Below are 26,728 nucleotides of genomic sequence, written 5' to 3' on the forward strand. Positions count from 1 at the left end.
GTCGCGGCGGGGCGCCTATTCGACTTTACCAACGTTTTGCAAGGCCTCTTCAAGGTCTTTAAAAGTTGGACGCAGATGAGCGGGCACCGTCTTGCGCGAGAATTCAACCGACACCTGAGGTGCATAACCTTGCATATGGGCAATGATGCCGGCCTTGATGCAGGTGAAATAGCTGGATTCTTCGTTCATGGTCGCGCCCATGGATGCCGCCATTGGGCCGACGAAACCGTACGAAAACAAAATACCGCTGAAGGTACCGACCAGCGCCGCGCCGATCAGGTGACCGAGGATTTCCGGCGGTTCCGTGATCGAGCCCATGGTGTGAATGATACCCAACACGGCCGCGACGATACCCAGGGCGGGCAGGCCGTCGGCCAAAGTGTTCATGGCGCTGTGAATGGCATGGTCGGCTTCGTGGTGGCTTTCCAACTCGATATCCATGATGTTTTCGACTTCATGGGGATTGGACGTGCCCAATGTCAACAAGCGCAGATAATCACACATGAATTCCAACGCATGATGATCTGATGCAAAACCCGGATATTGATTGAAAAGACTGCTTTCATGCGGATTTTCAATATGGCTTTCCAAAGCCAGATCGCCCTTGCTCTTGGCCAGCTTAAAAATCGCGTACAGAACGCTGAGAAGTTCCAGGTAACTGTTTTGATTGTATTTCGATCCCTTGATCAATTTTCCCAGGGTGCCGAGCACGCCCTTGATCACCGAACCAGGGTTCGAAATGATGAACGCACCGATACCGGCGCCGAAGATGATCAAGAATTCAAGAGGTTGCCATAGAACTTCCAAATGCCCATCGGCCAACACATAGCCACCGATGACAGAGCCAATAACAACCACAAAGCCAATTATAAACTTCATTCAGGAATGTGCCTCAAAGGATCGAATTCTTATGTCTGGGCGCAATTCGCAGGGTATCTTCTGGGTAACGTCTTGATCAAGCGAATTCCGGATAAAGATATGATTTTTCATACCATATGAGTACATATAGCGGGTCATATGGCGGATATGTTGAAATAATCACAATCTTGCTTGTATGGTCATGATATAGACAGCCAAATAAAATGTAATATTGCTTTTGGCGCAAGACACCACAATTCCCACATGAAAATCAACGGCCACCTTAAAGAGCCTGAAATCAAGCCCCCACATTATGGAGACGAAGCCCCCGTGACTTCACAAGCGACTTCCCCTAATCCCTTCACAGACCGCGCGTTTCGCGACGCCATGGGCCGGTTCCCCACCGGCGTGTGCGTGGTCACCGCCAAGAACGCCTATGGCGAATCCATCGGCATGACCGTGAATTCGTTTTCGTCCGTATCCTTAAACCCGCCTTTGGTGTTGGTGTGCCTGGGCGAAGAATCACCGCGTGCGCGCGCCATCATCAACGCCGGACAATTCAACGTCTCGATCTTGAACCAAGAACAGGTCGACGTGTCGAACCACTTTGCCCAACCCGGTCAAGGCTTGGCGGGCGAGGGTATGGTCGTTGCCGGGCGCAATGCCAGCCCGGTGGTGCCCGGCGCCAGCGCGATCGTGGAATGCAATGTGCAAGCCCAATATCCTGGCGGCGATCATGTAATTTTGATCGGTGCGGTAACCCATCTCAGCACCGACATGAGCGTCGAACCGCTGTTGTATTATGCCGGCGGGTACAAAAAACTGGGCGGCGAAGCCTGAATGACGAGGGCGGCGTGATGGTGCAAAGTCCACGCCGTGAACGTTTGCGCGCCACAGGTCCTTTGGTTCGCGTTTTGTCCGCGCAAATTCTGGCTTTTGGTGTGAGCCTTGCTGCAGGTTTTGCCGCAAGCTTGATTTTCGGCACAAGGCCGCCGCTGGTGGCGATGATCGGTACGCAGTGCATCGGCGCCAGTGTCTTGAGCTATCTGTTCGGTCTGCGTGGATGGTGGCTGGGCGTTCAGTTCGTCCTGCCGATCGTGGCCTGGGCGTTTCTCGCCTTGTCGCTGCCGTCATGGCCGTTTTTGTTGGCGTTCACGGGGTTGTGGCTGGTCTACAGCAACGTGTCCAGCGAACGGGTTCCTCTGTATCTCAGCAACCGCACCACCTGGGCGGCTTTGTCGCAGATGATCGCAAGCGAAGCACAACAAGCTGACGCGCCTGGCGACACGAAACCGAATTTCATCGATTTGGGCTGCGGCGTGGGGGGAACCCTTGCGTATTTGTCCAAGGCGCATCCCGATTGGCGGTTCGTCGGCGTGGAAAACGCCCCAGGACCGTTTCTAGTGAGTTGGCTGCGGTTGCATGGGCGGAACAATGCGCGGGTCGAATTCAAAAGCCTCTGGGATGTCAGCCTCGGCGATTACGATATCGCGTACGCTTTTTTGTCACCGGCGCCCATGCCGCGCCTGATCGCACGCGCGCAAGCCGACATGAAGCCCGGCGCGTTGCTGGTCAGCAATTCCTTTTGGGCCCCCGATTTGCCTTACGATGGGATTGCCGAAGTCAACGACGAGCGGGCTACCGCATTGTTTTTCAAGCGCATATGACAGCGTGCGATATTTTTTATAAAAATTTGAATGAAAAGTGCCGGTTAAGGCGTTGTCGTGTTGAAGCCCAATCAACGACCTGGATGACGATAAGGATCTCGCCATGAGCCTGTGGAAATATCATCACAACATGGATCACCTGCGCCGCCGTGCGGAATACCTCATCGGTAAGGGAACCAAGCGCGCGCGGCCAAGTGCTGCTTCCAGCGGCCACAAGAGGATCATGGCGGATGCGCGCTCGACGGACATTCGTGACGGCTTGAACGCGACCCCATCGCTCAGCGATATGAGCGGTTCGCTCGGGCTGAAAAAATAGACGCCCACCAGAATTTGCAACCGATTGTTGATTTCGTTAAGATCCGACGGAAATCACGACCATTCGATCACGTATATGAGCAGTCAAATGAAAGTATGGGGCGACCACACCAAAGACATGGATCACTTGCAGCGCCGGGCCGCACGCCACCTTGCGGCCGCACGGCCGCAAAAATCTTCCGAGGTGTCGAAAATGTCACCTCTGTCGGCGGTCGAGCAGCGTAAGGTCGCGTACGAACAGCGCGCCAAACGTAAATTTCACACCAACACCAATCCATACAAAGTCGAACGCTAAAGCCGACTCTGTTCCGTCACGGGGCATTTCAGGACAGGATTTATTCCGACGTGCCGCTCAGCACCCGCGTTTCGAAGCCGGCCTTGCACAAAATCTCGACCAAGTGTTTCACGTGCTTTTGATCCAGCGTTTCGACCGCCACATCCATTTCCGTCTGTTTCAAAGGAACGTCTGAAAACAGCCGCTGGTGATGCACTTCGATGATGTTCGCCCCGGTGTTGCCGATGATTTCCGACACTTTCGACAGTACCCCCGGCATATCCATGATTTTGATGCGCAGGCTGACCAAGCGGCCTTCGCGCGCCAGACCGCGCATCAAGATCGTCGACAGCATGCGCGAATCGATGTTGCCGCCCGAAACCACCAATCCGACCGTGCGTCCCTTGAAGTGCTCGCGGTTACGCAGCAAAGCCGCCAGCGGGGCCGCGCCCGCGCCCTCGGTCACAATCCGTTTCAGCTCAAGATAAGCTTGCAGCGCTTTTTCAATCTCGATTTCGTTGACCAGGAAGATATCATCGACCACTTTTTCAATGATCGCCTGGGTGTTGGGCGAGGGGGTTTTGACCGCGATGCCGTCGGCGATGGTTTGTCCGTACAGCGCATCGGTGGTGCAGTGGTGATAGGCGTCGTACATAGACGGGAAGGTGTCCGCCTGCACGCCGAAAATCTCGATCTCGGGGTTGAGGTGTTTGGCGGCGATCGCCACGCCGGAAACCAGCCCGCCACCGCCGATGGCGACGATGATGGAATCAAGTTGCGGCTGATCTTGAACCATTTCCAAGCCGATCGTGCCTTGCCCGGCGATAACCTTTTCGTCGTCATAGGGGTGAACGAACGTATAGCCTTCGCGATCGGCCAATTCATAGGCATGATCGCGTGCCTGGATGAAACCTTCGCCATGCAGCACCACATGCGCACCGAGTGCCTCGGTGCGGGCGATTTTGGTGAACGGGGTGTTGGTCGGCATCACGATGGTGGCCGGGATATTCAGCTGGCGGGCGAAATAGCCGACCCCCTGGGCGTGGTTGCCCGCAGACGCGGCGATCACACCGGCTTTGCGCTCGTCGTCGCTGAGCGACAAGAGCTTGACCAAAGCGCCCCGGACCTTGAAAGCCCCAGTATGTTGCAGATTTTCCAGCTTCAACACCACGTTCGCACCGGTCAGTTCCGACAACCGCGCAGCGGGAAAACAGGGCGTGCGCAAAACGCGGTCTTCGATCAATGCGGCGGCGGTCTGGATGTCTTCAAACGAAACGTTCATGGTGTGACGACCGCATGTGCACTGCGAAGCGCAAACGGCCTGTGCCCCTTTATGGTTATGGTTTGGGACGAAAACAAAGACGTTTTGCCCAGGGTGTTGGCGTTGTGGTCGGCGAGTTTACAGCACCCGCGCGGCCAAACAACTGCTTTAAAGTGTAGGTTGGGGGATGCGAAAAGAACACCGCAACGGTGATTGCCGCTTGTGAGTCAATCGATTACACTATTCGTAATCGATACAGGGCATTTTTTTTCAGTTGCGCTTGGGGCCGTTGGCCCCCCATATGTGATTGATCGTATTTTAGAGCACCGCCAGTCAGCATGGCGGGAAAACGAGAGGGAGTTGGGCTTCAATGGCAGGACAGGCACTCGTGAAAGCCGGATCCACCGATGTCGACGCAGTCGGGCGCGAAAATCTGGAAGAATTCGTCACGTTCAACATCGCGGGACAACTGTTCGGCATTCCGGTTTTGATCGTTCAAGACATCTTGGTTCCCGAAAACATCGCTTCGATCCCGCTGGCCCCGCCCGAAGTTCGCGGCTCCATCAACCTGCGTGGACGCATCGTCACCGTGGTTGATGTGCGCGTGCGTTTGGGCCTGGAACGACGTGAAATCAATGATGAAACCGCCTTGGCCGACAAAAAGACGGATCTCGAACTGATCGAAGGCGGCGAAGACGAAGGCGCGGACGAAAAGGCTGAAAGCGCGGTCGAAAACGTCAAGCGTCAAAAGCGCCAGCACATGATGGGCGTCACCGTCGAACAGCAGAACGAGCTCTACACCCTGTTGGTCGACAGTGTCGGCGACGTCATCAGCCTCAGCAAAAGCAGCTACGAAGGCAACCCCAGCACCTTGGACCCGCTGTGGCGCGAATTCGCCAGCGGCGTCTATCGCCTCGATCACCAGTTGATGGTGGTTCTCGACGTCGAACGGCTGCTGGACTTCAAAGCCAAGATCTAAGTTCCCCATTTCATAAAAAAACGGCGCTTCATCCCAAGCGCCGTTTTTTTGTGTTTATCGCAAACGTCTCAGGTGTCGTTTAGCAATCTTGCCGCACGCGGGGCATAATAGCTCAATACCCCGTCCGCCCCGGCGCGTTTGAACGCCATCAGGCTTTCCATCATGGCCGCCTCGCCGTTCAGCCAGCCGTTTTGGGCGGCGGCTTCGATCATCGCGTATTCGCCGCTGACCTGATAGGCGTAGGTCGGCATCGCGAACGCATCTTTGACGCGCCGCAAAATATCGAGATACGGCATGCCCGGTTTGACGATCAACATGTCCGCGCCCTCGGCGATGTCCAAGGCGACTTCGCGCAGTGCCTCGTCGGAATTGGCCGGATCCATCTGATAGGTCTTCTTGTCACCCGTCAACACGCCGCCGGAGCCCACTGCATCGCGGAACGGGCCGTAAAACCCGGATGCGTACTTGGCTGCATAAGACATCAGTTGAACGTTTTGAAATCCTTCCGCATCAAGGGCTTCGCGGATACTTTTAATGCGACCGTCCATCATGTCCGACGGTGCCAAAACGTCGCAACCAGCACGCGCCTGAACGATTGCTTGCTGGCACAGCACGTCGACCGTTTCGTCGTTGAGGATCTTGCCGTCACGCACCAGACCGTCGTGACCGTCGGAATTGTAGGGATCGAGCGCCACGTCGCAAATCACGCCGATGTCGTCACCGTGGGCGTCCTTGATGGCGCGCACCGCGCGACACACCATGTTGTCGGCGTTCAGGGCTTCTTTGGCGTCCGGGGTCTTGTCGGCGGGGGCGGTGTTGGGAAACACTGCAATGGCCGGAATGCCGAGCGCTTTGGCGTCACCCGCCGCCTTGACGATCAGGTCGATGGACAAGCGCTCGACACCGGGCATCGATGACACGGCTTGACGCTGGCTTTCGCCGTCGATGATGAACAACGGCCAGATTAAATCGTTGGGGCTGAGCGCATTTTCGCGCACCAAGCGCCGAGACCAGCTGTGTGCCCGGTTGCGGCGCATGCGAACGTTGGGGAAAGCCCCCAGACCGGAAGACGAAGTGCTCAAAAGACCAAACCTTTAGTGAAGCGTGAATAAAAAGCGTGCGCCTAAGATATCGCCAGCTTAACAGAAACCAACAGAAATCTTTTCTAAACGCTGAAGAAGGGATATTTAATGCCAATGGTCACGAAGCGCGCAGGTGGCGGTCAACCGCCGTTGTTGGGTGAGGTGTTGTTTGAATTTCAACGCCACGGCAACATTTTGCGCGTGGTCGCCATCGACCCGAAGTCAGGCACCGAAGTCATTATGGTCGCCGACCCACGCCAAAGCAAAACCGTGATTCAACGCTTGGCGGCACGAAAACTTGCGTACGTGTTGGCGAAAAACCAAGCCAAAACCCAGCGCTGAAGCGCTCTCCACCTCTATCTTGTGTGCATTGCAAAATGATGAAGGTTTCGGTTTGCATGCCTTTGCGAATTGGCTACCATCGCGCCCCTAGAGGGTTTCATTGCGAATTGACGGTGCACAACCGCATTCAATCAAGGGGAAAGCATAATGTTTGCAAAACGCATGGGTTTCGCAGCACTGGCGGCAGCGGTTTCGTTAGGGTTTTCGTCGCTGTCGGTGGCTGCCGACGCGCACGTCGCGATCACCCAGATCGTCGAGCATCCGGCACTGGACGCCGTCCGCAAGGGCGTCAAGGACGTCCTCGCGGAATCCGGCTATGAAGAAGGCAAAGGTCTGAAATGGTCGTTCGAAAGCGCCCAAGGCAATGCCGCAACGGCGGCCCAGATCGCCAAGAAGTTCGCCGGCGACGCGCCGGACGTGATCGTCGCCATTGCGACGCCGTCGGCGCAAACGGTTTCGGCCAGCACCAAAACCATTCCCGTGGTGTTCAGTGCGGTGACCGACCCGGTGGGTGCGAAGCTGGTCGATAACATGACCCAGCCTGGCGCCAACATCACCGGCGTGACCGACATGACCCCGATCGCTGCGCATATGGCATTGGTCAAGCGGGTGGTGCCGAACGCAAAGCGCTTGGGGATCATCTCCAACCCTGGCGAGGCCAATTCGGTATCCTTGGTCACCTTGATCGAAGCCGAAGCCCCTAAGGCGGGTATGAGCGTAACCGTCGCCTCGGCGACCAAATCGGGCGAAGTCCTGGCGGCGGCCCGTTCTTTGGTGGGCAAAGTCGATGCAATCTACATCCCCACCGACAACACCGTCGTTTCGGCGTTCGAAGCGGTGGTCAAGGTCGGCAACGAAGCGCGCATTCCGGTGCTCGCAGGCGACACCGATTCGGTCAAGCGCGGCGCGGTCGCGGCAGCGGGCTTCAACTACTACGACATCGGCCGTCAAACCGGACACATGGTGGTGAAGATCTTGAAAGGCGCCAAGCCCGGTGATATGGCCGTCGAGGGCGTCGCCAAAACGGATCTGTACCTGAACATGAAATCGGCGGAAACACAGGGCGTGACGCTGTCTCAAGACCTCATCGGCGAAGCCAAAGAGGTCATCCGCTAAGCTTGGACTAAAATATGAGCCAAATTGCCTTTCTCGGCGCGATCGAGGTCGGACTGCTGTTCGCCTTGGTCGCGCTCGGGGTTTATTTATCCTTTCGCGTACTGCAATTCCCCGATTTGACGGTGGACGGCAGTTTTCCGCTTGGTGCTGCCGTGTGCGCCAGCCTGATCGTCGCCGGATCGGATCCGTATCTGGCGACGTTTGCCGCAGCGCTGGCCGGGGCGGTCGCTGGCATGGTCACGGCGTGGCTCAATGTCCGCTTGAAGATTTTGCACCTGTTGGCTTCGATCCTCACCATGATCGCGCTGTATTCCATCAACCTGCGCATTATGGGGCGTCCCAACATCGCGCTTTTGGGTGAAACCACCGTGTTCACGCCGTTGGATGGTCTGGGCCTGCCAACCTATGTTGCGCTGCCTATTGCTTTGTTCGTGTTGGTAATTGTGGTCAAGCTGGCTCTGGATTGGTTTTTGAACTCCGAAGTCGGGCTGGCGATGCGCGCCACAGGCGTCAATCCGCGCATGGCGCGCGCCCAGGGCATCCACACCAACCGTTATATCTTGGGCGGCATGGCGCTAAGCAACGCGCTGGTGGCGTTGGCGGGCGCACTATTCGCGCAAAGCCAGGGCGCAGCGGACGTAACGCTGGGTGTCGGCGTGATCGTGGTCGGTTTGGCTGCGGTGATCGGCGGCGAGGCCGTGATCAGCACCGCGACCGTGTTTCGCGCCACGTTGGCGTGCGTGATCGGTTCAATTATCTACCGCTTGGCCGTGGCGGGCGCGCTCAATGCCGATTTGCTGGGCCTTAAAGCACAAGACTTGAACTTGATCACCGCCGTTTTGGTGACGCTGGCGATGGTTTTGCCAGGTGTGCGCATGCCGTTTCGCGCCAAACGCAAAGGAGGGCAGGAGACATGATCGAAGCCCGTCAACTGGCCGTCACCTTCAATGCCGGCACACCGATGGAAACCCCCGCCATGCGCGGCATCGACCTGACGATCCCCGAAGGCGACTTCGTCACCGTGATCGGTTCCAACGGCGCGGGTAAAAGTACGTTCCTCAATGCCTTGGCCGGGGAACTGCGTCCCGACAGCGGGCAAATCCTGATCAACGACCTCGACGTCACCGCCTGGCCGACCGCCAAGCGCGCCGGGTTGGTGGCACGGGTCTTTCAAGACCCGCTGGGCGGCAGTTGCGCCAATCTGACCATCGAAGAAAACCTCGCCCTGGCCAACGCGCGCGGCAAACGGCGCGGTTTCGGCGCGTCGGTCGGCGCGCATCTGCGCGATGATTTCCGCACCCAGATCGCACGGCTCAACCTCGGTTTGGAAAATCGCCTCGGCGACCGCATGGAACTGCTTTCGGGCGGCCAGCGCCAAGCCGTGAGCTTGCTGATGGCGGCGATGCAACCGATGAAGATCTTGCTGCTCGACGAACACACCGCCGCCCTGGACCCCAAGACGGCGGCGTTCGTGCTGGAATTGACCCGCGAGATCGTCGCCGAGCGCAACCTCACCACCTTGATGGTCACCCATTCCATGCGCCAAGCCCTGTCGATCGGCAATCGTACCGTGATGTTGCACGAAGGTCGCGTGGTGCTGGACGTGCGCGATAAGGAACGCGAAGGCCTCAAGGTCGAAGACTTGCTGCATATGTTCGAAAAGGTGCGCGGCTCGGAATTGGACGATGACGCGCTGTTGCTCAGTTGAGATTATGGCCACGAGCGCTTGTGCCCGCTTGGCAGGGGGGGGCGACATATGGTAACTAGGCGCACGTTTGGACCTTCCCCAGGTAATAGCTCAAAATCTGGAAATGGATGACACACACATGTCGAATGACACCATCGCCATTGCTAGCGACCATGGGGCAGTTACGCTCAAGCAACACCTTGTCGCGTTCCTTGAAGCCAAAGGGTTGAAAGTTCTCGATCTCGGCACGAACGGTACGGAATCTGTGGACTATCCCGAATACGGCTATGCCATGGCTCAAGCCATCAAAGACGGCAAGGCATCGCGCGGCATCTTGATGTGCGGCAGCGGCATCGGCATTTCCATCGCCGCAAACCGCTTTCCTGAAATCCGCGCCGCATTGGTGACTGACGTGACATGCGCGCGTTTAGCGCGGGAACACAATAACGCCAACGTGCTCTGCATGGGCGGCCGCATGATCGGCCCCGACCTTGCCGAAGAGTGCGTCGATACATTCTTGAACACGGCCTTCGACCAAGGTGAACGTCATCTGCGCCGCGTCGCGATGCTGTCCAACCCACCAGGCTGACAACTTACATCTCAACTAGGACAAAGTGCTGAACCCATGACCAGCTATCCCAACGACGAACTCGCCCAGTTCTTTTCCAAGACCTTGGCCGAAACCGATCCGGCGCTCAAAGCCTCCATCGACGACGAGCTGGGCCGCCAGCAAAATCAGATCGAGTTGATCGCGTCGGAAAACATCGTCTCCAAGGCGGTTTTGGAAGCCCAAGGCAGCGTGCTGACCAACAAGTACGCCGAAGGCTACCCCGGTCGTCGTTACTATGGCGGTTGCGAATACGTCGACGTCTCGGAAAAGCTGGCTCAGGACCGCGCGAAAGAGCTGTTCGGTTGCCAGTTCGTCAACGTTCAGCCCCATTCCGGCGCACAAGCCAACGGCGGTGTGTTCATGGCGCTGCTGCAGCCCGGCGATACCATTTTGGGCATGAGCCTGGCCGCTGGTGGTCACCTGACCCACGGCGCCCCGCCGGCGCAATCGGGCAAATGGTTCAACGCGGTTCAGTACGGCGTCAATGAAAGCGATCTGCGCATCAACTTCGATGAAGTCGAGGCCCTGGCCCGTGAACACAAGCCGAAACTGATCATCGCCGGCGGTTCGGCCTATCCGCGTCACATCGATTTCGCGCGTTTCCGCGCCATTGCCGATGAAGTGGGCGCCTACATGATGGTCGACATGGCGCATTTCGCCGGTTTGGTCGCGGCAGGCGTGCACCCGAGCCCGGTGGGCATCGCCGACGTCACCACCACCACCACCCACAAGACCCTGCGCGGCCCGCGCGGCGGCATGATCCTGACCAATTCCGAGGAAATCTCGAAAAAGGTCAACTCGGCCATTTTCCCGGGTCTGCAAGGCGGTCCGCTGATGCACGTCATCGCCGCCAAGGCTGTAGCCTTCGGCGAAGCCTTGCAGCCGAGCTTCAAAGCCTATGCCCAGCGCGTCATCGACAATGCCCAGGCCCTGGCCCAGACCATGGTCGACGGGGGTTACGCCATTTCCACCGGCGGCACCGACACGCACCTGATGCTGGTCGACCTGCGCCCCAAGGGTGTCAAAGGCAACGCCGCCGAACACGCACTGGACCGAGCCGGCATCACCTGCAACAAAAACGGCATTCCGTTCGATACCGAAAAGCCGATGGTCACGTCGGGCGTGCGGTTCGGCACCCCGGCAGGCACCACGCGCGGCTTCGGCACCGAGGAATTCAAGCAAATTGGCTTGATGGCGTGCGAAGTGCTCGATGGCTTGGCCGCCAACGGCGAAGAGGGCAACGGCGCTGTCGAAGCGTCTGTGCGCACCAAAGTCGAAGCGCTGTGCGCACGCTTCCCGATTTACGGATAATCGAGAAGCCTTAAGGGGAGGGATCACATGCGCTGTCCGTTTTGCGGCAACAACGACACCCAGGTTAAAGATTCGCGTCCCAGCGAAGACAATGCCACCATTCGCCGACGGCGCTATTGCCCGTCGTGCGGGTCGCGCTTCACCACCTTTGAACGGGTGCACCTGCGTGAGCTGACGGTGATCAAGACCGATGGCGAGAAGGTGCCGTTCGACCGTGAAAAAGTGAAGCGGTCGATGGAAATCGCCTTGCGCAAACGTCCCGCAACCGACGATCAGATCGAACGCATCGTCAACGGTATCCAGCGTCGCCTGGAAACCTCGGGCGAGACGGAAATTCCGTCCAAGGCCATTGGCGAACTGATCATGGAACGGCTCATGGAGTTCGACAAAGTGGCCTATGTGCGGTTCGCTTCCGTCTACAAAGATTTCCACGAAATCAAAGACTTCGATGATTTTATTGGAAACTTGGGTGAGCAAGACTAACCCCCCAGCCTTAAACCGGGATGAAGACTTCCTGCGCGCCGCGCTGAGACTGGCGCGGCGCGGCCTGGGCAACACCGCACCAAACCCCGCGGTCGGTTGCATTCTTGTCAAAGACGCCATCGTCGTCGGCCGCGGCTGGACCCAGCCGGGCGGGCGCCCGCATGCCGAGGCCATGGCGCTGGCGCAAGCCGGCGACGCGGCGCGTGGCGCAACCGCCTATGTGACGCTTGAACCCTGTGCCCATCACGGCCAAACGCCGCCGTGCGCCAACGCTTTGGTGGATGCCGGCGTGGCGCGGGTGGTTGTGGCGATTTCCGATCCTGACGAACGGGTCGCGGGTAAAGGTCTGAAAATCTTGAAAGACGCCGGGATCGAGGTTGTCGAAGGGATACTGCGCGACGAAGCTTGGCGCGCCAATCTGGGCTTTTTCAAACGCATCACCGAAAACCGCCCGGCCTTCACCCTGAAGCTCGCCACCAGCCATGACGGACGTATCCCGCCGCGCGGCGCCCAAGGGGATGCCAAATGGATCACGTCACCCGAAGCGCGCGCGCGCGGCCATCTGCTGCGCGCCCAGCACGATGCGGTGTTGTTCGGCATCGGCACGGTGCTCGACGACGACCCGACCTATACCTGTCGCCTTCAGGGGCTCGAAGACCAAAGCCCGGTTCGCATCCTGTTGGACAGCAAGCTGGCGCTGCCCGACGACGCCAAGTTGTTAAGCAGCCTAAATGACGCACCGTTGTGGATCGTTTGCGGCGCAGAGGCGGATTCGGCGCGTATGTCAGCCCTTGAACACAAGGGCGCAACCGTCATCCAATCCCCCGATGCGCGCCCCGATCCGGTGTGGGTTGCGCATGAACTGGCGCAGCGCGGCCTGAACCGCGTTTTGATCGAAGCCGGGCCGGGGGTGGTTTCGTCGTTTCTGAAAGCCGGATTGGTCGATGAAATCGACTGGTTTCGCGCCGAAAAGGTCCTGGGTGCACATGGCGTGCCCGCATTTCACGATTTTGAACTGGAAAAACTGGCCTTGGCACCGCAAGCCGTGCTACAGGCAGGGCCGGACAAATTGGAAATCTACGCATTGGGGGACTGATCTGTGTTCACGGGCATCGTAACCGACATCGGCCGCATCCGCGCCCTAAAGAAAACAGGCACCGAAAACGGCGCAACCGAAGGGGAGGGCCGTCGTTTCGAAGTTGAAACGCGTTTCGACGTGAACGACATCGACATCGGCGCGTCCATCGCCCATGCGGGGGCGTGCATGACGGTGGTGGACAAAGGTGACACTTGGTACGCCATCGAAGTTTCCGCCGAAAGCCTGTCCAAAACCACGCTGGGCTCTTGGGACGTCGGCACCAAAGTGAACCTGGAACGCGCCATGCGCCTGGGCGATGAGTTGGGCGGTCACATGGTGTCCGGCCATGTCGACGGCGTGGGCGAGGTGACACGCCGCGAAAACGACGGCGACAGCGTGCGCTTTACCTTTCGCGCGCCCGGCGATCTGGCCAAATACCTGGCGCCCAAAGGTTCCATCACCATCGACGGCGTATCGTTGACGGTCAACGAGGTCGACGGCGACCAATTCGGCATCAACGTCATTCCCCACACGCAAGAGGTCACCACCATCGGCGCGTTGCAGGTGGGCGATAAGGTGAACCTGGAAATCGATATGCTGGCGCGCTATGTTGCGCGACTGATTGGCAAAGAATAACAACACACACACGCGGGTAGGATTAGAGACGTGCCGTTCAAAGACAAATTATCACCCATCGAAGACATCATCGAAGACGCGCGCAATGGCCGCATGTTCATCCTGGTCGACGATGAAGACCGCGAAAACGAAGGCGATCTGGTGATCCCGGCGCAAATGGCGACTCCCGAAGCGATCAATTTCATGGCCACATACGGCCGCGGCCTAATTTGCCTGACTCTGACCCGCGCGCGCGTCGAACAGCTGGAAATTCCGCACATGGTGCAGTCCAACGTGTCGCGCCACTCGACCGCGTTCACGGTGTCGATCGAAGCGCGCGAAGGGGTCACGACGGGCATTTCCGCATCCGATCGCGCCCGTACCATCGCGGTCGCCATCGACCAGACCAAAGGCAAAGCCGACATCACCACGCCGGGGCACATTTTCCCACTGGAAGCGCGTGACGGCGGCGTTTTGGTGCGCGCCGGCCACACCGAAGCGGCGGTGGACATTTCCCGCCTCGCGGGCCTCAACCCCTCGGGCGTGATCTGCGAGATCATGAACGAAGACGGCACCATGGCGCGTCTGGGCGATTTGATTCCCTACGCCGAAAAGCACAAGCTGAAAATCGCCACCATCGCCGATCTGATCGCCTACCGCTTGAAAAACGATCATGTGGTCGAACGGGTCCTTAGCCAGCCGTTTACCTCCATCTACGGCGGCGCTTTCGACATGACCATTTACCGCAGCGAACTGGACGGCACCGAACACGTGGCGCTGACGTGCGGCGACGTCGCTTCCGGCGGGCCGGTTTTGGTGCGCATGCACGCCATGGACATCCTCACCGACGCCTTGGGCGACAACGGCGCGGGCAAAGCGGATGTGTTGCAGCGCTCGCTCAAAGCCATTTCCGATGAAGGGCGCGGCGCAGTGGTGGTGATCCGCAATCCGCGCCTCAATGCGCTGTCCGAACGCAAGGCCGTGCCCGTCGAGGCCGAGCCCGGCGACGCCGGCGGAGTCAGCGCACAACTGCGCAATTACGGTGTCGGCGCGCAAATTCTGCTCGATCTGGGCATCAAGGAAATGACCTTGCTGTCCAACACATCGCGCACCATCGTCGGACTCGAAGGCTACGGCCTGACGGTCGCCGGTCAAAAACCGATCCCCAACTAAGGAAACAACAAGATGGCCTCCAAGGTTCTCATCATCGAAGCTCCGTTTTACCAGCACATCACCGACCAACTGGTCGCGGGCGCCATCGCCACGTTGGAAGAGGCGGGCGTCGATTATGACCGCATCACGGTTCCCGGTGCGTTCGAAATTCCCGGCGTCATCACCTTTGCCGAATTGGCCCAGGAAGACCATCCGGTCGCGGCCAAGCACTACGAAGGCTATATCGCTCTGGGCTGCGTCATTCGCGGCGAAACCAGCCACTACGACTATGTCGCGGGCGAAAGCTGCCGCGCCTTGATGGACCTGTCGCTGGAAGGCGTGGCCATCGGCAACGGCATCTTGACGGTCGAAAACGAAGCGCAAGCCTTGGTGCGCGCCGGCGTCGATCAGAAAAACAAAGGCGGCGACGCGGCCGAAGCCTGCTTGCGCATGATCGAAGTGCGCTCCGCCCTGATGCACGGAAAAACCCAATGAGCGACGGCGCGGCCGATAAATTCAACGCCAAAAACCGTAGCGCCGCACGCATGGCTGCGGTCCAATCCCTGTACGAGTTGGACATGGTCGACGGCGACGCCGATCCGGTGTTGCGCACCTTCATCGAAAAACGCTGGACCGTTCCGGTGGAAGACGAAGACGGCGACGAAGTGGGGGAGGCCGAATTCCTCGACCCCGATAAAACCTTTCTGATCGAGCTTGTGCGCGGCGTGATCGCGCGCCAAGGCGAAATCGACGAAATTCTCAACGGCGCGTTGGGCGACAAGTGGACGGTCGAGCGCTTGGAAGTGCTGTTGCGCGCCATTTTGCGCGTCGGCGTGTTCGAGCTTCTGGCCCGCACCGACATCCCCGCCAAGGTCATCATCAACGAATACATGGATGTCGCCAACGCGTTCTTCAGCGAAGGCGAACCGAAAATGGTCAACGGGGTGCTGGATAAGCTGGCCCACGTTCTGCGTGATGGCACGATGAGCTAACCGCTTCAACTGGTAAAAGACGGCCCCATGGCTGATCATCCCTCCGGCAGCGAATTCGATATCATTTCCAAGTACTTTCGTCCCTTAAGCGAGGGATCGGATGAAGCTTTGGGGCTGACCGACGACGCAGCGCTGCTAAGCGTTCCCGAAGGACATCAGTTGGTCGTCACCACCGACGCGATCGTCGCGGGGGTGCATTTCCTCGAAACCCTTAGTCCCGAAGACATCGCCTACAAAGTCGTCGGCGTAAACCTATCCGACCTCGCCGCAATGGGGGCAAGGCCGCACGCGGTGTTTCTTGCTGCGCAGTTTTCACCGGGTGTCGCCGAAGACTGGATCGCATCCTTCGCCGCCGGGCTTAAATCCGCATTGGCGCCGTCGGGCGCAAAGCTATTGGGCGGTGACACGGTCTCCACCCCCGGTCCTATGGCTTTCACCATCACCGCTTTGGGCTTTGTCCGCGCCGGGCGGGCATTGACCCGCGCCGGAGCCCGGGAAGGCGACTTGGTACTGGCAACCGGTACCATCGGCGACGGGGCTTTGGGCTTGGCGGTATTGCAAGGCGACTTCGATGGCCTGGACGCCGCGGCACGCGATCATCTGGCTCGGCGCTATGCACGCCCGGAACCGCGCTGGGAATTCGCCCAAGAACTGGTCAAGCGTGGTCTGGCCCACGCCGCCGTGGACGTTTCCGACGGTTTGGTCGCCGATTTGGGCCACATATGCGAAGCATCCGGCGTGAGCGCCATCATCGAAGCCGAACAGGTTCAACTGTCCGCCGCCGCCCGCGCCGTTTTGATGCAAGCGCCAGAACGCCTGGGTGACGTGCTCACCGGCGGGGACGACTACGAACTGGTGTTCACCGCCGCCGAGAGCGCATTGAGCGAATTGGAGGACTTGGCCGCGACGATGTCTCTACCGCTCAGCGTGATCGGTCGCATAGAGCCCATGAATCCGTGCAACGGTCCACGCGTTCAGGTGCTCGACACCAACGGCCTACCTATGCGCTTGAGAGCCAGCGGATATCGCCATCTCTGAGTTTTGAGGCTTTTTCACATACTGACGCATGTCTATAATCGGCACCGCCCAGACAAATCAATCGCTTCGACACGAGACTTGAACACATGAAAAAACTGATCCTCGCCTTTGCCTTTTTGATCATGCTTGCGGGCGGCACCGTCAGCCTGCTGAAATACATGTCTCTGGGACCGTTTGAGATAACCCCTGAAGAACTCGCCGCACAGCAAGCGGAAGAGGCAACAAAGGAAAAAACCAAAGCCCTGTTCGAGTCGCGGCCACGCTACATCGAAATGGATCCGATCCAGGTGCCGGTTTTCCAGGACAACGATGTCGCGGCGACCATCATGATTCACTACAAGTTGGAAGTTCTCAACGTCGACAACGAGCGTCTCGTCGCGAAATCCCAACGCCGCCTGGGCGACGCCTTGCTCAAGGATTTCTCGTTTTATATCCCGCGCACGCTACGCAACAACAAGACCCTCGATGTCACTTTGGTCAAATACCGTATCTTGATGACGGCCAATAAGATGCTCGGCAAGGACGTCGTCAACGACGCGCTGATTCAGGCGATGACCAGCACAGCCGACAATTAAGCGGTATTTTGGGCGGTTTCAGAAGCAACCGGCCTGGAACCGTTCCGAGCTATCGACGAACCAATTCATATATAAGATAAGAATAATATACGCCCACTGGTTGCCATCAACCGTTTGATCTGGCAACATTTGCCCCGGGGTTGGGTAAGGTGACGGGAGTCGCTTCCTCAGACCCTGATGACAGGGAATATTCTGGGAAACCCAGTGGGGAGACGTTATTCATGTCGACTACATACTATCTAGTGCTTGCCTGTGGCCTGCTTGCCGTTCTGTACGGCGCTTACGCCATCCGCGCGGTTCTCGCCAAACCCGCCGGCAACGAAAAAATGCAAGAAATAGCCGCTGCGATCCAAGAGGGTGCAGCGGCTTATTTGAATCGACAATACACCACAGTGGCTGTCGTCGGTGTCGTCATCGGCGTTCTGCTGGGCATGCGTCTGGGGTTGTCCGTGGCCATCGGCTACTTCCTCGGTGCAATTTTGTCCGGCTTGGCTGGATATATCGGCATGAACGTTTCCGTCCGCGCCAATGTGCGCACGGCTGAAGCAGCGCGCTCCGAAGGACTGGCCGGCGGTCTCAACGTCGCGTTCACCTCCGGCGCCATCACAGGCATGCTGGTGGTTGGTTTGGCGCTGTTGGGCGTGGCGGGCTACTACATTGTGCTGCGCAACCTGTTCGATCCGTCGAGCACCGAGGGCATGCGCAGCATTCTCGAAGCGTTGGTGGCCTTGGGCTTCGGTGCATCTTTGATCTCCATCTTCGCCCGTTTGGGCGGTGGCATCTTCACCAAGGGCGCCGACGTCGGCGCCGATTTGGTGGGCAAGATCGAAGCGGGCATTCCCGAAGACGATCCCCGCAACCCCGGCGTGATCGCCGACAACGTCGGCGACAACGTCGGCGACTGCGCGGGCATGGCCGCGGATTTGTTCGAAACCTATGCGGTGACCGTGGTGGCGACGATGTTGCTGGCCGCGATCTTCTTCACCAAAGCGGATCAAGAACTGATGATGCTGTTCCCGCTGGCCGTCGGCGGGGCGTGTATCATCGCATCCGTGATTGCAACGTTCTTCGTCAAGCTGGGCTCGAACCAGTCGGTGATGGGGGCCTTGTATAAAGGCTTCATCGCTTCGGCCATCATCTCGGCGGGTCTGATCGCGGTGCTGATGTATGTCATGCTCGGCGGTTTCGACAACATGTACTCGATGAACGACGCCAAAGTCGTTTCGGTTGGACAGCTGTATATCGCCTCTCTGACCGGCCTGGTCGTCACCGGCCTGATCGTGTGGATCACCGAATATTACACCGGCACCGAACATCGCCCGGTGAAATCGGTGGCCTTGGCCTCGACCACCGGCCATGGCACCAACGTGATCCAAGGTCTGGCGGTATCGATGGAATCGACCGCTATGCCGGTGTTGGTGATTTGCGGTGGCATCATCGTCAGCTACACCGTCGCGGGCCTGTTCGGCCTAGCGATTTCGGCCACCACCATGTTGGCGCTGGCCGGTATCGTGGTGGCGCTGGACGCATTCGGTCCGGTCACCGACAACGCCGGCGGCATCGCCGAAATGGCGGACCTGCCCGCCGACGTGCGCAACACCACCGACACCTTGGATGCGGTCGGCAACACCACCAAGGCCGTGACCAAGGGTTACGCCATCGGTTCGGCCGGTCTGGCCGCATTGGTGCTGTTCGCAGCGTACACCGAGGATTTGGTGCACTATTTCCCGACCGTCTACGAACAGGTCAACTTCAGCCTACAGAACCCGTTTGTGGTGATCGGCCTGTTCGTCGGCGGTTTGCTGCCGTTCCTGTTCGGTTCCATGGGCATGATGGCCGTGGGGCGTGCGGGCGGTCAGGTTGTGATCGAAGTGCGGCGCCAGTTCAAGGAGATGCCGGGCATCATGGAAGGCACGCAAAAGCCTGACTACGCGCGTTGCGTGGACATGCTGACCAAGACCGCCATCAAGGAAATGGTGGTGCCGTCGTTGCTGCCGGTTCTGGCGCCGATCATGATGTATTTCATCATCCTCGGCCTCGCGGACCAAGCGGCGGCGTTCTCGGCGCTCGGCGCGATGCTGATGGGCACCATCGTCACCGGCCTGTTCGTCGCCATTTCGATGACGTCGGGCGGCGGCGCGTGGGACAATGCCAAAAAGTACATCGAAGACGGCCACTATGGCGGCAAGGGCTCTGACGCCCACCACGCCGCGGTCACCGGCGACACCGTTGGCGATCCTTACAAGGACACCGCGGGACCGGCGATCAACCCGATGATCAAGATCATCAACATCGTGGCGATTTTGCTGTTGGCGGTTTTGGCCGGATAAACGCAACACAACGCTCAATGAAAACCCCCGAAGGCGCGGCCTTCGGGGGTTTTCATTGTCTGACGGACACGGGATCTGGTGAGCACCGAGCCGAACGGAAAGTCGAGCAGGGGGCTATTTCTTCTTGTTGAAACGGCCCAGGTTGCTCAGGAACTGCTCGATCATACCCAAGGAGTTGCCCGCCGTGGGCGTCACCCGGTCCACCGGCTCGACCAGTTCCGCGCTGTTTTTGTCGAATACATCGACAGATTTCACCACGCCATGTTCGTCGAAAACGATCGCCACGATTTGGCGATCAATCACTTCGGGTGCGAGAAAGGCCAAAGTTTCGGTGCGTTCGGAGATGTAATACCAAACGTCATTGCCGAAGTTCGCGGTGCTTGAAGGCGATCCCAGCTTGCTCAGAACGTGATCTTGGGTGAACACGCCCGGTTCGACCGCAGCGATGTCGTCCATGTGAATGGCGTTGCCGCGAGTGTCGACGCGCGGCGAACATGCGGTCGTCGCGCCCAGCACGATCAAGGAGGCCACCCAAAGCGCGCGGCGACGGGTACTTTTGCGGGGTCTATTGTCAGCGGGGGCTTTTTTAATTGTCTTCATTGCCCTACATTCTGCCCAGTGTCTGAGAACCTCGGTTCCTGAGAACACGGCCCTGATTGAAAAGAGCCCCGAAAATCGCACCTGACGCGGTGCGTGTCAATGCGGGGCGATGCATTTGAGGCCGCAGCATACCCCGAAAACTGAACCAATTGAGAAAAGTCGATCCCGCCATGAAGGCCTTGCTGAAAAAATTGGGCTTTAGCCGCCCCGATCCCATCGCCGTCGCATGGTACGCGACCGCCGTCAAAGCCGCCCGGCAAGTCGAATACTTCACCGATTTGGGTGTGCCCGACACCGTGGACGGACGTTTCGACATGATCTCGTTGACCGCCGCCTTGATCAATCGCCGCATCGGGCTGGTCGACAGCCAACACGCCGCACGCATCCAGGAATTGGCCCAGGAACTATTCGACGTGATGTTCGCCGACATGGACATCAACCTCCGCGAATTGGGGGTTTCCGACGAGGGCATGAAGCACCGCATCAAACCCATGGCCAGCGCGCATTTGGGACGGGTCAAGGCGTACACCGACGCGCTCAGTGCCGCCAGCGCCGAAGCCCGGCTGGTGGAATTCACCGACGTCGTGAAACGCAACATTTACCGTGCGGTCGAAGACGACAGCGGCGCACAGACGTTGGCCGCGCGCATGATCGCACTTTCCGAAGAACTGGACCGTGCCAGCGACGACGACATCCTCAACGCGCGATTCGCGTTTTCCACCCAGGCGGGCGAGGGGCAGTAAGATGACGCAAGCTATCACGCCGCCCAAACCCGAACTGTCCCGGATCGTGAGGGTCGAAAAGCTGGGCCTGCAGGAATACGCGCAAGATATCGAGGCCAGCGACCACGAACGCCAGGCCTTGGCCGAACGTTTCAAGATCGACAGCCTCGATGCGCTTACGGCGCAGGTTTCTTTGCAATTGCTGGCCAACGACGACGTGCTCATGACGGCGCACTTCGAGGCCCGCGTCACGCAGACCTGCGTGGTCACGCTGGACCCGGTCGAAAGCGAAATATCTGCAAATTTTACAATGACTTATTCACATTCTCCGGATGAAGAGGGCGGTCACGACGAAGAGGAATTCGCCGATTTGGACGACGATATCGAGCTGTCCGAGCCGATCATTGACGGAAAAATCGACATCGGTGAAGCGGTTGCGGAGCAATTGGCACTTGAAATCGACCCCTTTCCCCGCGTAAAAGGCGCTAAGTTCGATGGCTATTCGATCGGGAACAATGGTAAAGATGAACCGGTTCCCGAGAAAAAGAACCCGTTCGCGGTTCTCTCGAAACTAAAGGTCTCACCGGAAACCTCTGAATAAGAGGGGCGAAACGCTTGCCCCGGCGTCCTTTTTTGGTTAAGTAAGCACCCCTTGGCACCGTGCCGAGGGCACACCCTGTTGGGGTGTTTGTAATTTTAAGGAATGTTAAGATGGCTGTTCCCAAGCATAAAGTCACGACCTCCAAGCGCAACATGCGCCGTTCGCACGACGCGCTGAAGGGCAACACCTACGAAGAATGCCCGTCGTGTGGCGAACTGAAGCGTCCGCACCACGTGTGCGAAGCTTGCGGTCAGTACAACAACCGCGAAGTCGTCACCGCCGAAGACGCCGCCTGATTTCGTTTCAGGCGTTCTGCCCCTTTGGCCCTGAGGACTTAGCGCATCGTGTCGCAACACATTACCCTCTCTATTGACGCCATGGGCGGCGACAACGCGCCGGCCATGGTCGTTGAGGGCATGGACATGGCCCTTCGGGACCTGCCCGGCACGAAGTTTATCGTCTACGGTCGCTCCGAGCAGTTGGTCCCGTTGCTGGAAAAGTTTCCGAAACTGTCCGCAAACGTAGATCTGCGCCACACCGACGACGTTGTCAGCAACGATGAAAAGCCCGGTATCGCTTTGCGGTCCGGGCGTCAGTCGTCTATGCGCAAAGCCATCGACGCGGTCGGCCAACACGAGGCCGACGGCGTCGTGTCCGCGGGTAACACCGGCGCGCTGATGGCGATGGCCAAATTCGTGCTGAAAACGCTGCCCGGCATCGACCGTCCGGCGATCGCGTCGCTGTTGCCGACCATGCGCGGCGAAAGCGTGATGCTCGATCTCGGCGCGAATATCCAGTGCGATGCGGAAAACTTGGTGCAGTTCGCGGTGATGGGCGAGGTGTTCGCGCGCAACGTGCTGCACATCGAAAAACCCTCGATCGGCATCCTCAACGTCGGCACCGAGGTGCTCAAGGGCAATGATTCGGTCAAGCAGGCGGCCGCGATCTTGAGCGAGACCAAACTGCCGATCGACTTTTACGGCTTCGTCGAAGGCGACGACATCGGCAAAGGCACGGTCGATGTGGTGGTCACCGACGGCTTTACCGGCAACGTCGCGCTGAAAACCGTCGAGGGCACGGCCAAACTGTTCGCCGGCGCGCTGAAGCAGGAATTGATGAAGTCGCTCCCCGGCAAGATCGGCGCACTGGTGGCCAAGCCGGCGATTGATTCCTTTCGCGAGCGATTCGATCCACGCCGCTACAACGGCGCGATGTTTCTTGGCCTTGGCGGCATCTGCGTGAAAAGCCACGGCGGCACGGATGCCCTTGGTTTCTGCTATGCAATCAAAGTTGCGCACGAACTGGTCACGGATCAGTTGAATGAGGGCATCAAGGAGGACTATGCTCGGTTCAGTTCCGAACACCACTCCATCCCCCTCATAGCTGCGGAAGATTGATGGCCTATTGTTCCCGTATCATCGGCACCGGCTCGCATTTGCCGGACCAAATCATGACCAACGCTCAGTTGGTCGAAAAACTCGACACCTCCGACGAGTGGATCGTTGAGCGTACCGGCATCCGCGAACGGCGCATTGCGCGTGTCGGGGAAAGCACCTCGGCGCTGGCGTTCCAGGCTGCTGAAAACGCGCTCGAAGCGGCTGAAATCAGTGCCCAGGACCTCGATCTGGTGATCGTCGCCACGACCACACCCGACAACACCTTTCCGTCCACCGCAACCAAGGTTCAAGCCATGCTCGGCATGGATCACGGCGCGGCGTTCGACGTTCAGGCGGTGTGTTCGGGCTTCATCTACGCTCTTTCGGTCGCCGACAATTTCATCCGCGCGGGGCAGGCGAAAAACGTCCTGGTCATCGGCGCCGAAGTGATGACGCGCATTTTGGATTGGGAAGACCGCGCGACCTGCGTGCTGTTCGGCGACGGCGCGGGCGCGGTGGTCTTGCAAGCGCAAGAAATTGAAGCGGGCGAGCAAATCGGCATTCTGTCAACCCACCTGCATTCCGACGGCAAGCTGCGCGATCTGCTGTACGTCGACGGCGGTCCCGGCACCGACGGCAACGTCGGCAAGCTGCGCATGTTGGGCCGCGAAGTGTTCCGCCATGCCGTCACCAACCTGGCCGCCGTGGTCGGGGAGGCTCTGGAAGCCAACGGCCTCAGCCAAACCGACATCGACTGGTTGGTACCGCATCAGGCCAATAAGCGCATTCTCGACGGCACCGCCCGCAAGCTGGGCCTGAGCGCCGAACAAGTGGTGGTCACCGTGGATCGCCACGCCAACACCTCCGCCGCGTCGGTGCCCCTGGCGCTGGACGAAGCGGTGCGCGACGGGCGCATTCAACCGGGCCAATTGGTGTTGATGGAAGCCATGGGCGGCGGTTTGACTTGGGGCGCGGCCCTGGTGCGCTGGTAGAATCCACCACCGTCACCTTCTTCAAACACGCATGGTTTGCACTGCACCATGAGGGGCCTGCGAAGCAGATTCATATCGCTGCCCCATCCCTTTGATATTGACGGCTTTTGTTCGTCGCGATAGGCTCTGTATATCAACCTTTGAAAGGGGTGGGTGGATGTCCAACCGTACCATTACCCGCGCACAGCTGAGCGAAGCCGTTTATCAGGAAGTCGGCCTGTCCCGCAACGAGTCTGCGGACTTGCTGGAAGCGGTCTTGTCGATGATGTCGGATGCGCTCGCAGCCGACGAAACGGTGAAGATTTCCTCGTTTGGGAGCTTCTCGGTTCGTCAGAAGGGCCAACGTATCGGCCGCAACCCGAAAACCGGCGAAGAGGTTCCGATCCTCCCGCGCAAGGTTTTGGTGTTCCGTCCTTCGCAGGTCATGAAGGCCCGCATCAACGCCAAGCGTGCACCGAAGGCTTCTTGAGCCGCGCATGGCCGAGACGCCCGAAACGCCTGAGAAACCTGTGAAGCACAACGACACCGGCGCAAAGTCCCGAAGCGCACAAAAGTCAGATCAAGCTTTTCGCACCATCAGTGAGGTGGCCGATGAGCTTGACTTGCCGCAACACGTGTTGCGCTTTTGGGAAACCAAATTCAATCAAATTTCACCGATGAAACGTGGCGGCGGGCGACGTTATTACCGCCCCGAAGACGTCGAACTGCTGCGCACCATCAAGGCGCTGCTGCACTATGATGGCTACACCATCAAAGGCGTGCAAAAGCTGCTCAGCGCGGGCGGCGTCAAAAATCTCCCCACGACGAACACGGCAGCGCACGCCGGCGATTCCTCACACCATGACCTCCAAACGCCATCGAAACATGAGGAAGCGGCGCAAACACCGGTTTTGAGCGATACGGAACACGGTCTCGATGCCACGAAATTGGCGGTTTTGGTCCGCGAATTGGAAGAAATCCGCGATCATCTGAAAAAAACCGCATCTTGATGCTTGAGCCGTTGCAACGGGCGAGACCAGCGCGTATATTCGCGCCGATTCCAGTCCCCGCAAGGACTTAAGTAATCACCATACTGTCGGAGCGTAGCGCAGCCTGGTAGCGCACTTGACTGGGGGTCAAGGGGTCGTAGGTTCGAATCCTATCGCTCCGACCAAAATACGGGGTTGAGCCTTACGGCTCAGCCCCTTATTTGTGCCCGAACGGGGCGTACGTTTGCCAATATGGTATGGGCTGGCGCATGCCTTCACTGTTTTGTATGATCATTTCGGCAGAGCGCCCATCCGTTCTGGATGGCGTGCAACAAAGAAAAAGGCCGGTTGTTCAACAACCGACCAAAGTTTAAGTGCTCTTGAGGGTAGGGAAGAGCTCAAAGGAGCCCGCCTGCAAATAACCTTCACACGTGCCCCCATGCGGTGCTGTGACGTTGATCACACCAGCCCCCAAAAAAAGCCGACTGCAACAGCAGTCGGCTAAAGTTTGTGCTCTTGAGGGAAGGGAAGGGTTCGACATGAACCCATCCACACACACACTTTGACTCTTTTGCGCGCCGCCGGCTGTGACGACTGTCACAGGTAGATATTTTTGTGCGAAAACAATGACCTGTAATACACAACATAAGTGCGTTATATTTATATGCAGTGGTTCCGACTATAATTAGAACCATATGATCAGTTGGCTACGTATGGGAGCTACGTCCATGAGCGAAGCACACACAGACGACTACAAAAAAATGATGAACCAAAAGCGGTTTCTCAACGAAATCGAACAAGGTATTCGGATCGCCAACCGCGAAATCATCCACAAACGCATTCCCACACTGAGCAAAGACACCGTTTTGTCGTTCGCGGTCGCCATCGCACGTCTGCGCACGCGGTATCTGGAAGCCTCGTTCCGCGCTGCCGATGCCGATCACGGCGAAGCGCTGACGCCAGACGAAATCGAAGAGCTGCGTATGCACCGCGAAGCCTATGAAGAGACCAAAAAAGCTTTCGAGGCCCTGCGTTACGCCATCGAGCAAGGTTATGTCGATGTCGAAATGAGTGAAGAGTAAATCGTACATTCCGTTGCCACGATGCAACAAATGGACTGCGTACGAAGTTATTAGGTTTCAATCCGTTCAAGTAATTGTGAATGGCATTTCGGATTTCAGTCTCTAAATCTAATTGAAGACGTCCGCTTTCGGCTCAACTCCTCCTTCCCCCCACATCACCGCTGAGCCGGAGCGGACGGAAAATCCAAACGACAAACTCTCCCCGTAGATCTTTCTACGGGGCGTTTTGTTTTTAGGGGGATTTTCAGGTGTTGGTGAGAGCTGGGCGTTAGGCCACAGCCGCGCGGCCGTCGTCGGTCAATTTGCAGACGATCCAATCGGGTTTGAGCGGATTGGAAAACCACGGTTCCGCCCAACCTTTTTCAATGCAACTGCGCACCGTGCGCTCGCTGACCTGCTGACCGTCGCCGTCGAACAGCGGCAGCTTGCCGCCGGGCTGGTCGAGACCGCGCACCAGCCAGGCGTGCTGGGCCTGGGTCGGCGTGGCTTTAGTGCCGTGCCCCGTCGGCTTGGTCTTTTTGTCTTGAGCGGTTTCACTGAGCGCTGGCATTGGCGCGGGGCTCCTGTGGCGATAGAGTGAGGTGGCGCATATTTTACGATTATGTGGATCGCTTCACAACCA

At 58.4% G+C, this 26,728-nt stretch carries 33 protein-coding genes and 1 tRNA gene; 29 read left to right on the top strand and 5 right to left on the bottom strand.

Annotated features, from left to right (window positions below; genetic code table 11):
• Window positions 1-15 precede the first annotated feature (15 nt).
• A complete protein-coding gene (gene motA, locus VIN96_RS12140; RefSeq protein ID WP_331896491.1) occupies window positions 16-879 on the bottom strand; it encodes a flagellar motor stator protein MotA in 864 nt (287 codons plus the stop codon).
• 309 nt (window positions 880-1,188) lie between these two features.
• Between motA and VIN96_RS12145 the strand changes: the two genes are divergently transcribed.
• The 4 genes from VIN96_RS12145 (at window position 1,189) to VIN96_RS12160 (ending at window position 3,135) form a co-directional block, all read left to right on the top strand.
• Entirely contained in the window at window positions 1,189-1,698 is a 510-nt protein-coding gene (locus tag VIN96_RS12145; protein ID WP_331896492.1) for a flavin reductase family protein, read from the top strand.
• A 17-nt stretch (window positions 1,699-1,715) separates the two neighbouring features.
• Entirely contained in the window at window positions 1,716-2,525 is an 810-nt protein-coding gene (locus VIN96_RS12150) for a class I SAM-dependent methyltransferase (protein ID WP_331896493.1), read from the top strand.
• Between the two features lie 103 nt (window positions 2,526-2,628).
• The gene (locus VIN96_RS12155) at window positions 2,629-2,841 is read left to right on the top strand and encodes a hypothetical protein (protein ID WP_331896494.1); all 213 of its coding nucleotides are present in this window, start codon (window positions 2,629-2,631) and stop codon (window positions 2,839-2,841) included.
• A gap of 87 nt (window positions 2,842-2,928) precedes the next feature.
• A complete protein-coding gene (locus VIN96_RS12160; protein WP_331896495.1) occupies window positions 2,929-3,135 on the top strand; it encodes a hypothetical protein in 207 nt (68 codons plus the stop codon).
• A gap of 40 nt (window positions 3,136-3,175) precedes the next feature.
• Here VIN96_RS12160 and VIN96_RS12165 read toward each other — a convergent pair whose 3' ends face one another.
• Window positions 3,176-4,396, bottom strand: a complete 1,221-nt coding sequence (locus tag VIN96_RS12165; RefSeq protein WP_331896496.1) for a threonine ammonia-lyase — start codon at window positions 4,394-4,396, stop codon at window positions 3,176-3,178.
• A 349-nt stretch (window positions 4,397-4,745) separates the two neighbouring features.
• Between VIN96_RS12165 and VIN96_RS12170 the strand changes: the two genes are divergently transcribed.
• Window positions 4,746-5,354, top strand: coding sequence for a chemotaxis protein CheW (locus VIN96_RS12170; RefSeq protein ID WP_331896497.1), 609 nt, complete (start codon window positions 4,746-4,748; stop codon window positions 5,352-5,354).
• 68 nt (window positions 5,355-5,422) lie between these two features.
• On the opposite strand, the gene hemB is transcribed toward VIN96_RS12170, so the two are convergent.
• Window positions 5,423-6,436 (bottom strand): porphobilinogen synthase, encoded by a 1,014-nt coding sequence (hemB, locus tag VIN96_RS12175; protein ID WP_331896498.1) that lies wholly within the window; start codon window positions 6,434-6,436, stop codon window positions 5,423-5,425.
• 114 nt (window positions 6,437-6,550) lie between these two features.
• On the opposite strand from hemB, the gene VIN96_RS12180 reads away from it, so the two are divergent.
• The 15 genes from VIN96_RS12180 to VIN96_RS12250 all read left to right on the top strand — a co-directional run bounded on the left by VIN96_RS12180 (window position 6,551) and on the right by VIN96_RS12250 (window position 19,765).
• A complete protein-coding gene (locus tag VIN96_RS12180) occupies window positions 6,551-6,778 on the top strand; it encodes a DUF6898 family protein (RefSeq protein ID WP_331896499.1) in 228 nt (75 codons plus the stop codon).
• 147 nt (window positions 6,779-6,925) lie between these two features.
• Entirely contained in the window at window positions 6,926-7,894 is a 969-nt protein-coding gene (locus tag VIN96_RS12185) for an ABC transporter substrate-binding protein (protein ID WP_331896500.1), read from the top strand.
• Window positions 7,895-7,908: 14 nt separating this feature from the next.
• On the top strand, window positions 7,909-8,811 hold the full coding sequence (locus tag VIN96_RS12190) for an ABC transporter permease (protein WP_331896501.1): 903 nt from the start codon (window positions 7,909-7,911) through the stop codon (window positions 8,809-8,811).
• Complete coding sequence (locus tag VIN96_RS12195) at window positions 8,808-9,602, top strand: ABC transporter ATP-binding protein (protein WP_331896502.1); 795 nt, start codon at window positions 8,808-8,810, stop codon at window positions 9,600-9,602. Before VIN96_RS12190 ends, VIN96_RS12195 begins: the two co-directional genes overlap by 4 nt.
• A gap of 118 nt (window positions 9,603-9,720) precedes the next feature.
• Complete coding sequence (rpiB, locus tag VIN96_RS12200; protein ID WP_331896503.1) at window positions 9,721-10,170, top strand: ribose 5-phosphate isomerase B; 450 nt, start codon at window positions 9,721-9,723, stop codon at window positions 10,168-10,170.
• Window positions 10,171-10,206: 36 nt separating this feature from the next.
• On the top strand, window positions 10,207-11,502 hold the full coding sequence (gene glyA / locus VIN96_RS12205; RefSeq protein WP_331896504.1) for a serine hydroxymethyltransferase: 1,296 nt from the start codon (window positions 10,207-10,209) through the stop codon (window positions 11,500-11,502).
• 27 nt (window positions 11,503-11,529) lie between these two features.
• Window positions 11,530-11,985, top strand: a complete 456-nt coding sequence (gene nrdR / locus VIN96_RS12210) for a transcriptional regulator NrdR (protein WP_331896505.1) — start codon at window positions 11,530-11,532, stop codon at window positions 11,983-11,985.
• Entirely contained in the window at window positions 11,972-13,081 is a 1,110-nt protein-coding gene (ribD, locus tag VIN96_RS12215; protein ID WP_331896506.1) for a bifunctional diaminohydroxyphosphoribosylaminopyrimidine deaminase/5-amino-6-(5-phosphoribosylamino)uracil reductase RibD, read from the top strand. Before nrdR ends, ribD begins: the two co-directional genes overlap by 14 nt.
• 3 nt (window positions 13,082-13,084) lie before the next feature.
• The gene (locus VIN96_RS12220) at window positions 13,085-13,699 is read left to right on the top strand and encodes a riboflavin synthase (protein ID WP_331896507.1); all 615 of its coding nucleotides are present in this window, start codon (window positions 13,085-13,087) and stop codon (window positions 13,697-13,699) included.
• A 30-nt stretch (window positions 13,700-13,729) separates the two neighbouring features.
• Window positions 13,730-14,851: a 3,4-dihydroxy-2-butanone-4-phosphate synthase gene (gene ribB, locus VIN96_RS12225; RefSeq protein ID WP_331896508.1), complete on the top strand. Its 1,122-nt coding sequence runs from the start codon at window positions 13,730-13,732 to the stop codon at window positions 14,849-14,851.
• A 12-nt stretch (window positions 14,852-14,863) separates the two neighbouring features.
• Window positions 14,864-15,325 (top strand): 6,7-dimethyl-8-ribityllumazine synthase, encoded by a 462-nt coding sequence (ribH, locus tag VIN96_RS12230; RefSeq protein ID WP_331896509.1) that lies wholly within the window; start codon window positions 14,864-14,866, stop codon window positions 15,323-15,325.
• Window positions 15,322-15,822, top strand: coding sequence for a transcription antitermination factor NusB (gene nusB / locus VIN96_RS12235; protein ID WP_331896510.1), 501 nt, complete (start codon window positions 15,322-15,324; stop codon window positions 15,820-15,822). The genes ribH and nusB overlap by 4 nt, the downstream gene beginning before the upstream one ends.
• A gap of 27 nt (window positions 15,823-15,849) precedes the next feature.
• Window positions 15,850-16,860 carry a thiamine-phosphate kinase gene (thiL, locus tag VIN96_RS12240; RefSeq protein ID WP_331896511.1) on the top strand — a complete coding sequence of 337 codons (1,011 nt, stop codon included), beginning with the start codon at window positions 15,850-15,852 and terminating at the stop codon, window positions 16,858-16,860.
• Between the two features lie 86 nt (window positions 16,861-16,946).
• Window positions 16,947-17,435, top strand: coding sequence for a hypothetical protein (locus VIN96_RS12245; RefSeq protein ID WP_331896512.1), 489 nt, complete (start codon window positions 16,947-16,949; stop codon window positions 17,433-17,435).
• A gap of 221 nt (window positions 17,436-17,656) precedes the next feature.
• Complete coding sequence (locus VIN96_RS12250; protein ID WP_331896513.1) at window positions 17,657-19,765, top strand: sodium-translocating pyrophosphatase; 2,109 nt, start codon at window positions 17,657-17,659, stop codon at window positions 19,763-19,765.
• Between the two features lie 114 nt (window positions 19,766-19,879).
• Here the strand turns inward: VIN96_RS12250 and VIN96_RS12255 are convergent, their stop codons facing one another.
• The gene (locus VIN96_RS12255; RefSeq protein WP_331896514.1) at window positions 19,880-20,296 is read right to left on the bottom strand and encodes an outer membrane protein assembly factor BamE; all 417 of its coding nucleotides are present in this window, start codon (window positions 20,294-20,296) and stop codon (window positions 19,880-19,882) included.
• Window positions 20,297-20,535: 239 nt separating this feature from the next.
• Here VIN96_RS12255 and VIN96_RS12260 point away from each other — a divergent pair, with 239 nt between their 5' ends.
• The 9 genes from VIN96_RS12260 to VIN96_RS12300 all read left to right on the top strand — a co-directional run bounded on the left by VIN96_RS12260 (window position 20,536) and on the right by VIN96_RS12300 (window position 26,106).
• Window positions 20,536-21,108 carry a ubiquinol-cytochrome C chaperone family protein gene (locus VIN96_RS12260; RefSeq protein WP_331896515.1) on the top strand — a complete coding sequence of 191 codons (573 nt, stop codon included), beginning with the start codon at window positions 20,536-20,538 and terminating at the stop codon, window positions 21,106-21,108.
• A 1-nt stretch (window position 21,109) separates the two neighbouring features.
• Window positions 21,110-21,688, top strand: coding sequence for a DUF177 domain-containing protein (locus VIN96_RS12265; protein ID WP_331896516.1), 579 nt, complete (start codon window positions 21,110-21,112; stop codon window positions 21,686-21,688).
• A gap of 110 nt (window positions 21,689-21,798) precedes the next feature.
• Complete coding sequence (rpmF, locus tag VIN96_RS12270) at window positions 21,799-21,984, top strand: 50S ribosomal protein L32 (protein WP_331896517.1); 186 nt, start codon at window positions 21,799-21,801, stop codon at window positions 21,982-21,984.
• 48 nt (window positions 21,985-22,032) lie between these two features.
• A complete protein-coding gene (gene plsX / locus VIN96_RS12275) occupies window positions 22,033-23,085 on the top strand; it encodes a phosphate acyltransferase PlsX (protein ID WP_331896518.1) in 1,053 nt (350 codons plus the stop codon).
• Entirely contained in the window at window positions 23,085-24,056 is a 972-nt protein-coding gene (locus VIN96_RS12280; protein WP_331896519.1) for a beta-ketoacyl-ACP synthase III, read from the top strand. The genes plsX and VIN96_RS12280 overlap by 1 nt, the downstream gene beginning before the upstream one ends.
• A 157-nt stretch (window positions 24,057-24,213) precedes the next feature.
• A complete protein-coding gene (locus VIN96_RS12285) occupies window positions 24,214-24,525 on the top strand; it encodes an integration host factor subunit alpha (RefSeq protein WP_331896520.1) in 312 nt (103 codons plus the stop codon).
• 7 nt (window positions 24,526-24,532) lie between these two features.
• The gene (locus VIN96_RS12290) at window positions 24,533-25,045 is read left to right on the top strand and encodes a MerR family transcriptional regulator (RefSeq protein ID WP_331896521.1); all 513 of its coding nucleotides are present in this window, start codon (window positions 24,533-24,535) and stop codon (window positions 25,043-25,045) included.
• A gap of 87 nt (window positions 25,046-25,132) precedes the next feature.
• Window positions 25,133-25,209: transfer RNA gene (locus VIN96_RS12295), tRNA-Pro, on the top strand.
• 543 nt (window positions 25,210-25,752) lie between these two features.
• A complete protein-coding gene (locus tag VIN96_RS12300; RefSeq protein ID WP_331896522.1) occupies window positions 25,753-26,106 on the top strand; it encodes a hypothetical protein in 354 nt (117 codons plus the stop codon).
• A gap of 268 nt (window positions 26,107-26,374) precedes the next feature.
• Here VIN96_RS12300 and VIN96_RS12305 read toward each other — a convergent pair whose 3' ends face one another.
• Window positions 26,375-26,656 (bottom strand): hypothetical protein, encoded by a 282-nt coding sequence (locus VIN96_RS12305; RefSeq protein WP_331896523.1) that lies wholly within the window; start codon window positions 26,654-26,656, stop codon window positions 26,375-26,377.
• Window positions 26,657-26,728 lie beyond the last annotated feature (72 nt).

Origin of the sequence: Magnetovibrio sp., assembly GCF_036568125.1 — a bacterium.
Lineage (GTDB): Bacteria > Pseudomonadota > Alphaproteobacteria > Rhodospirillales > Magnetovibrionaceae > Magnetovibrio.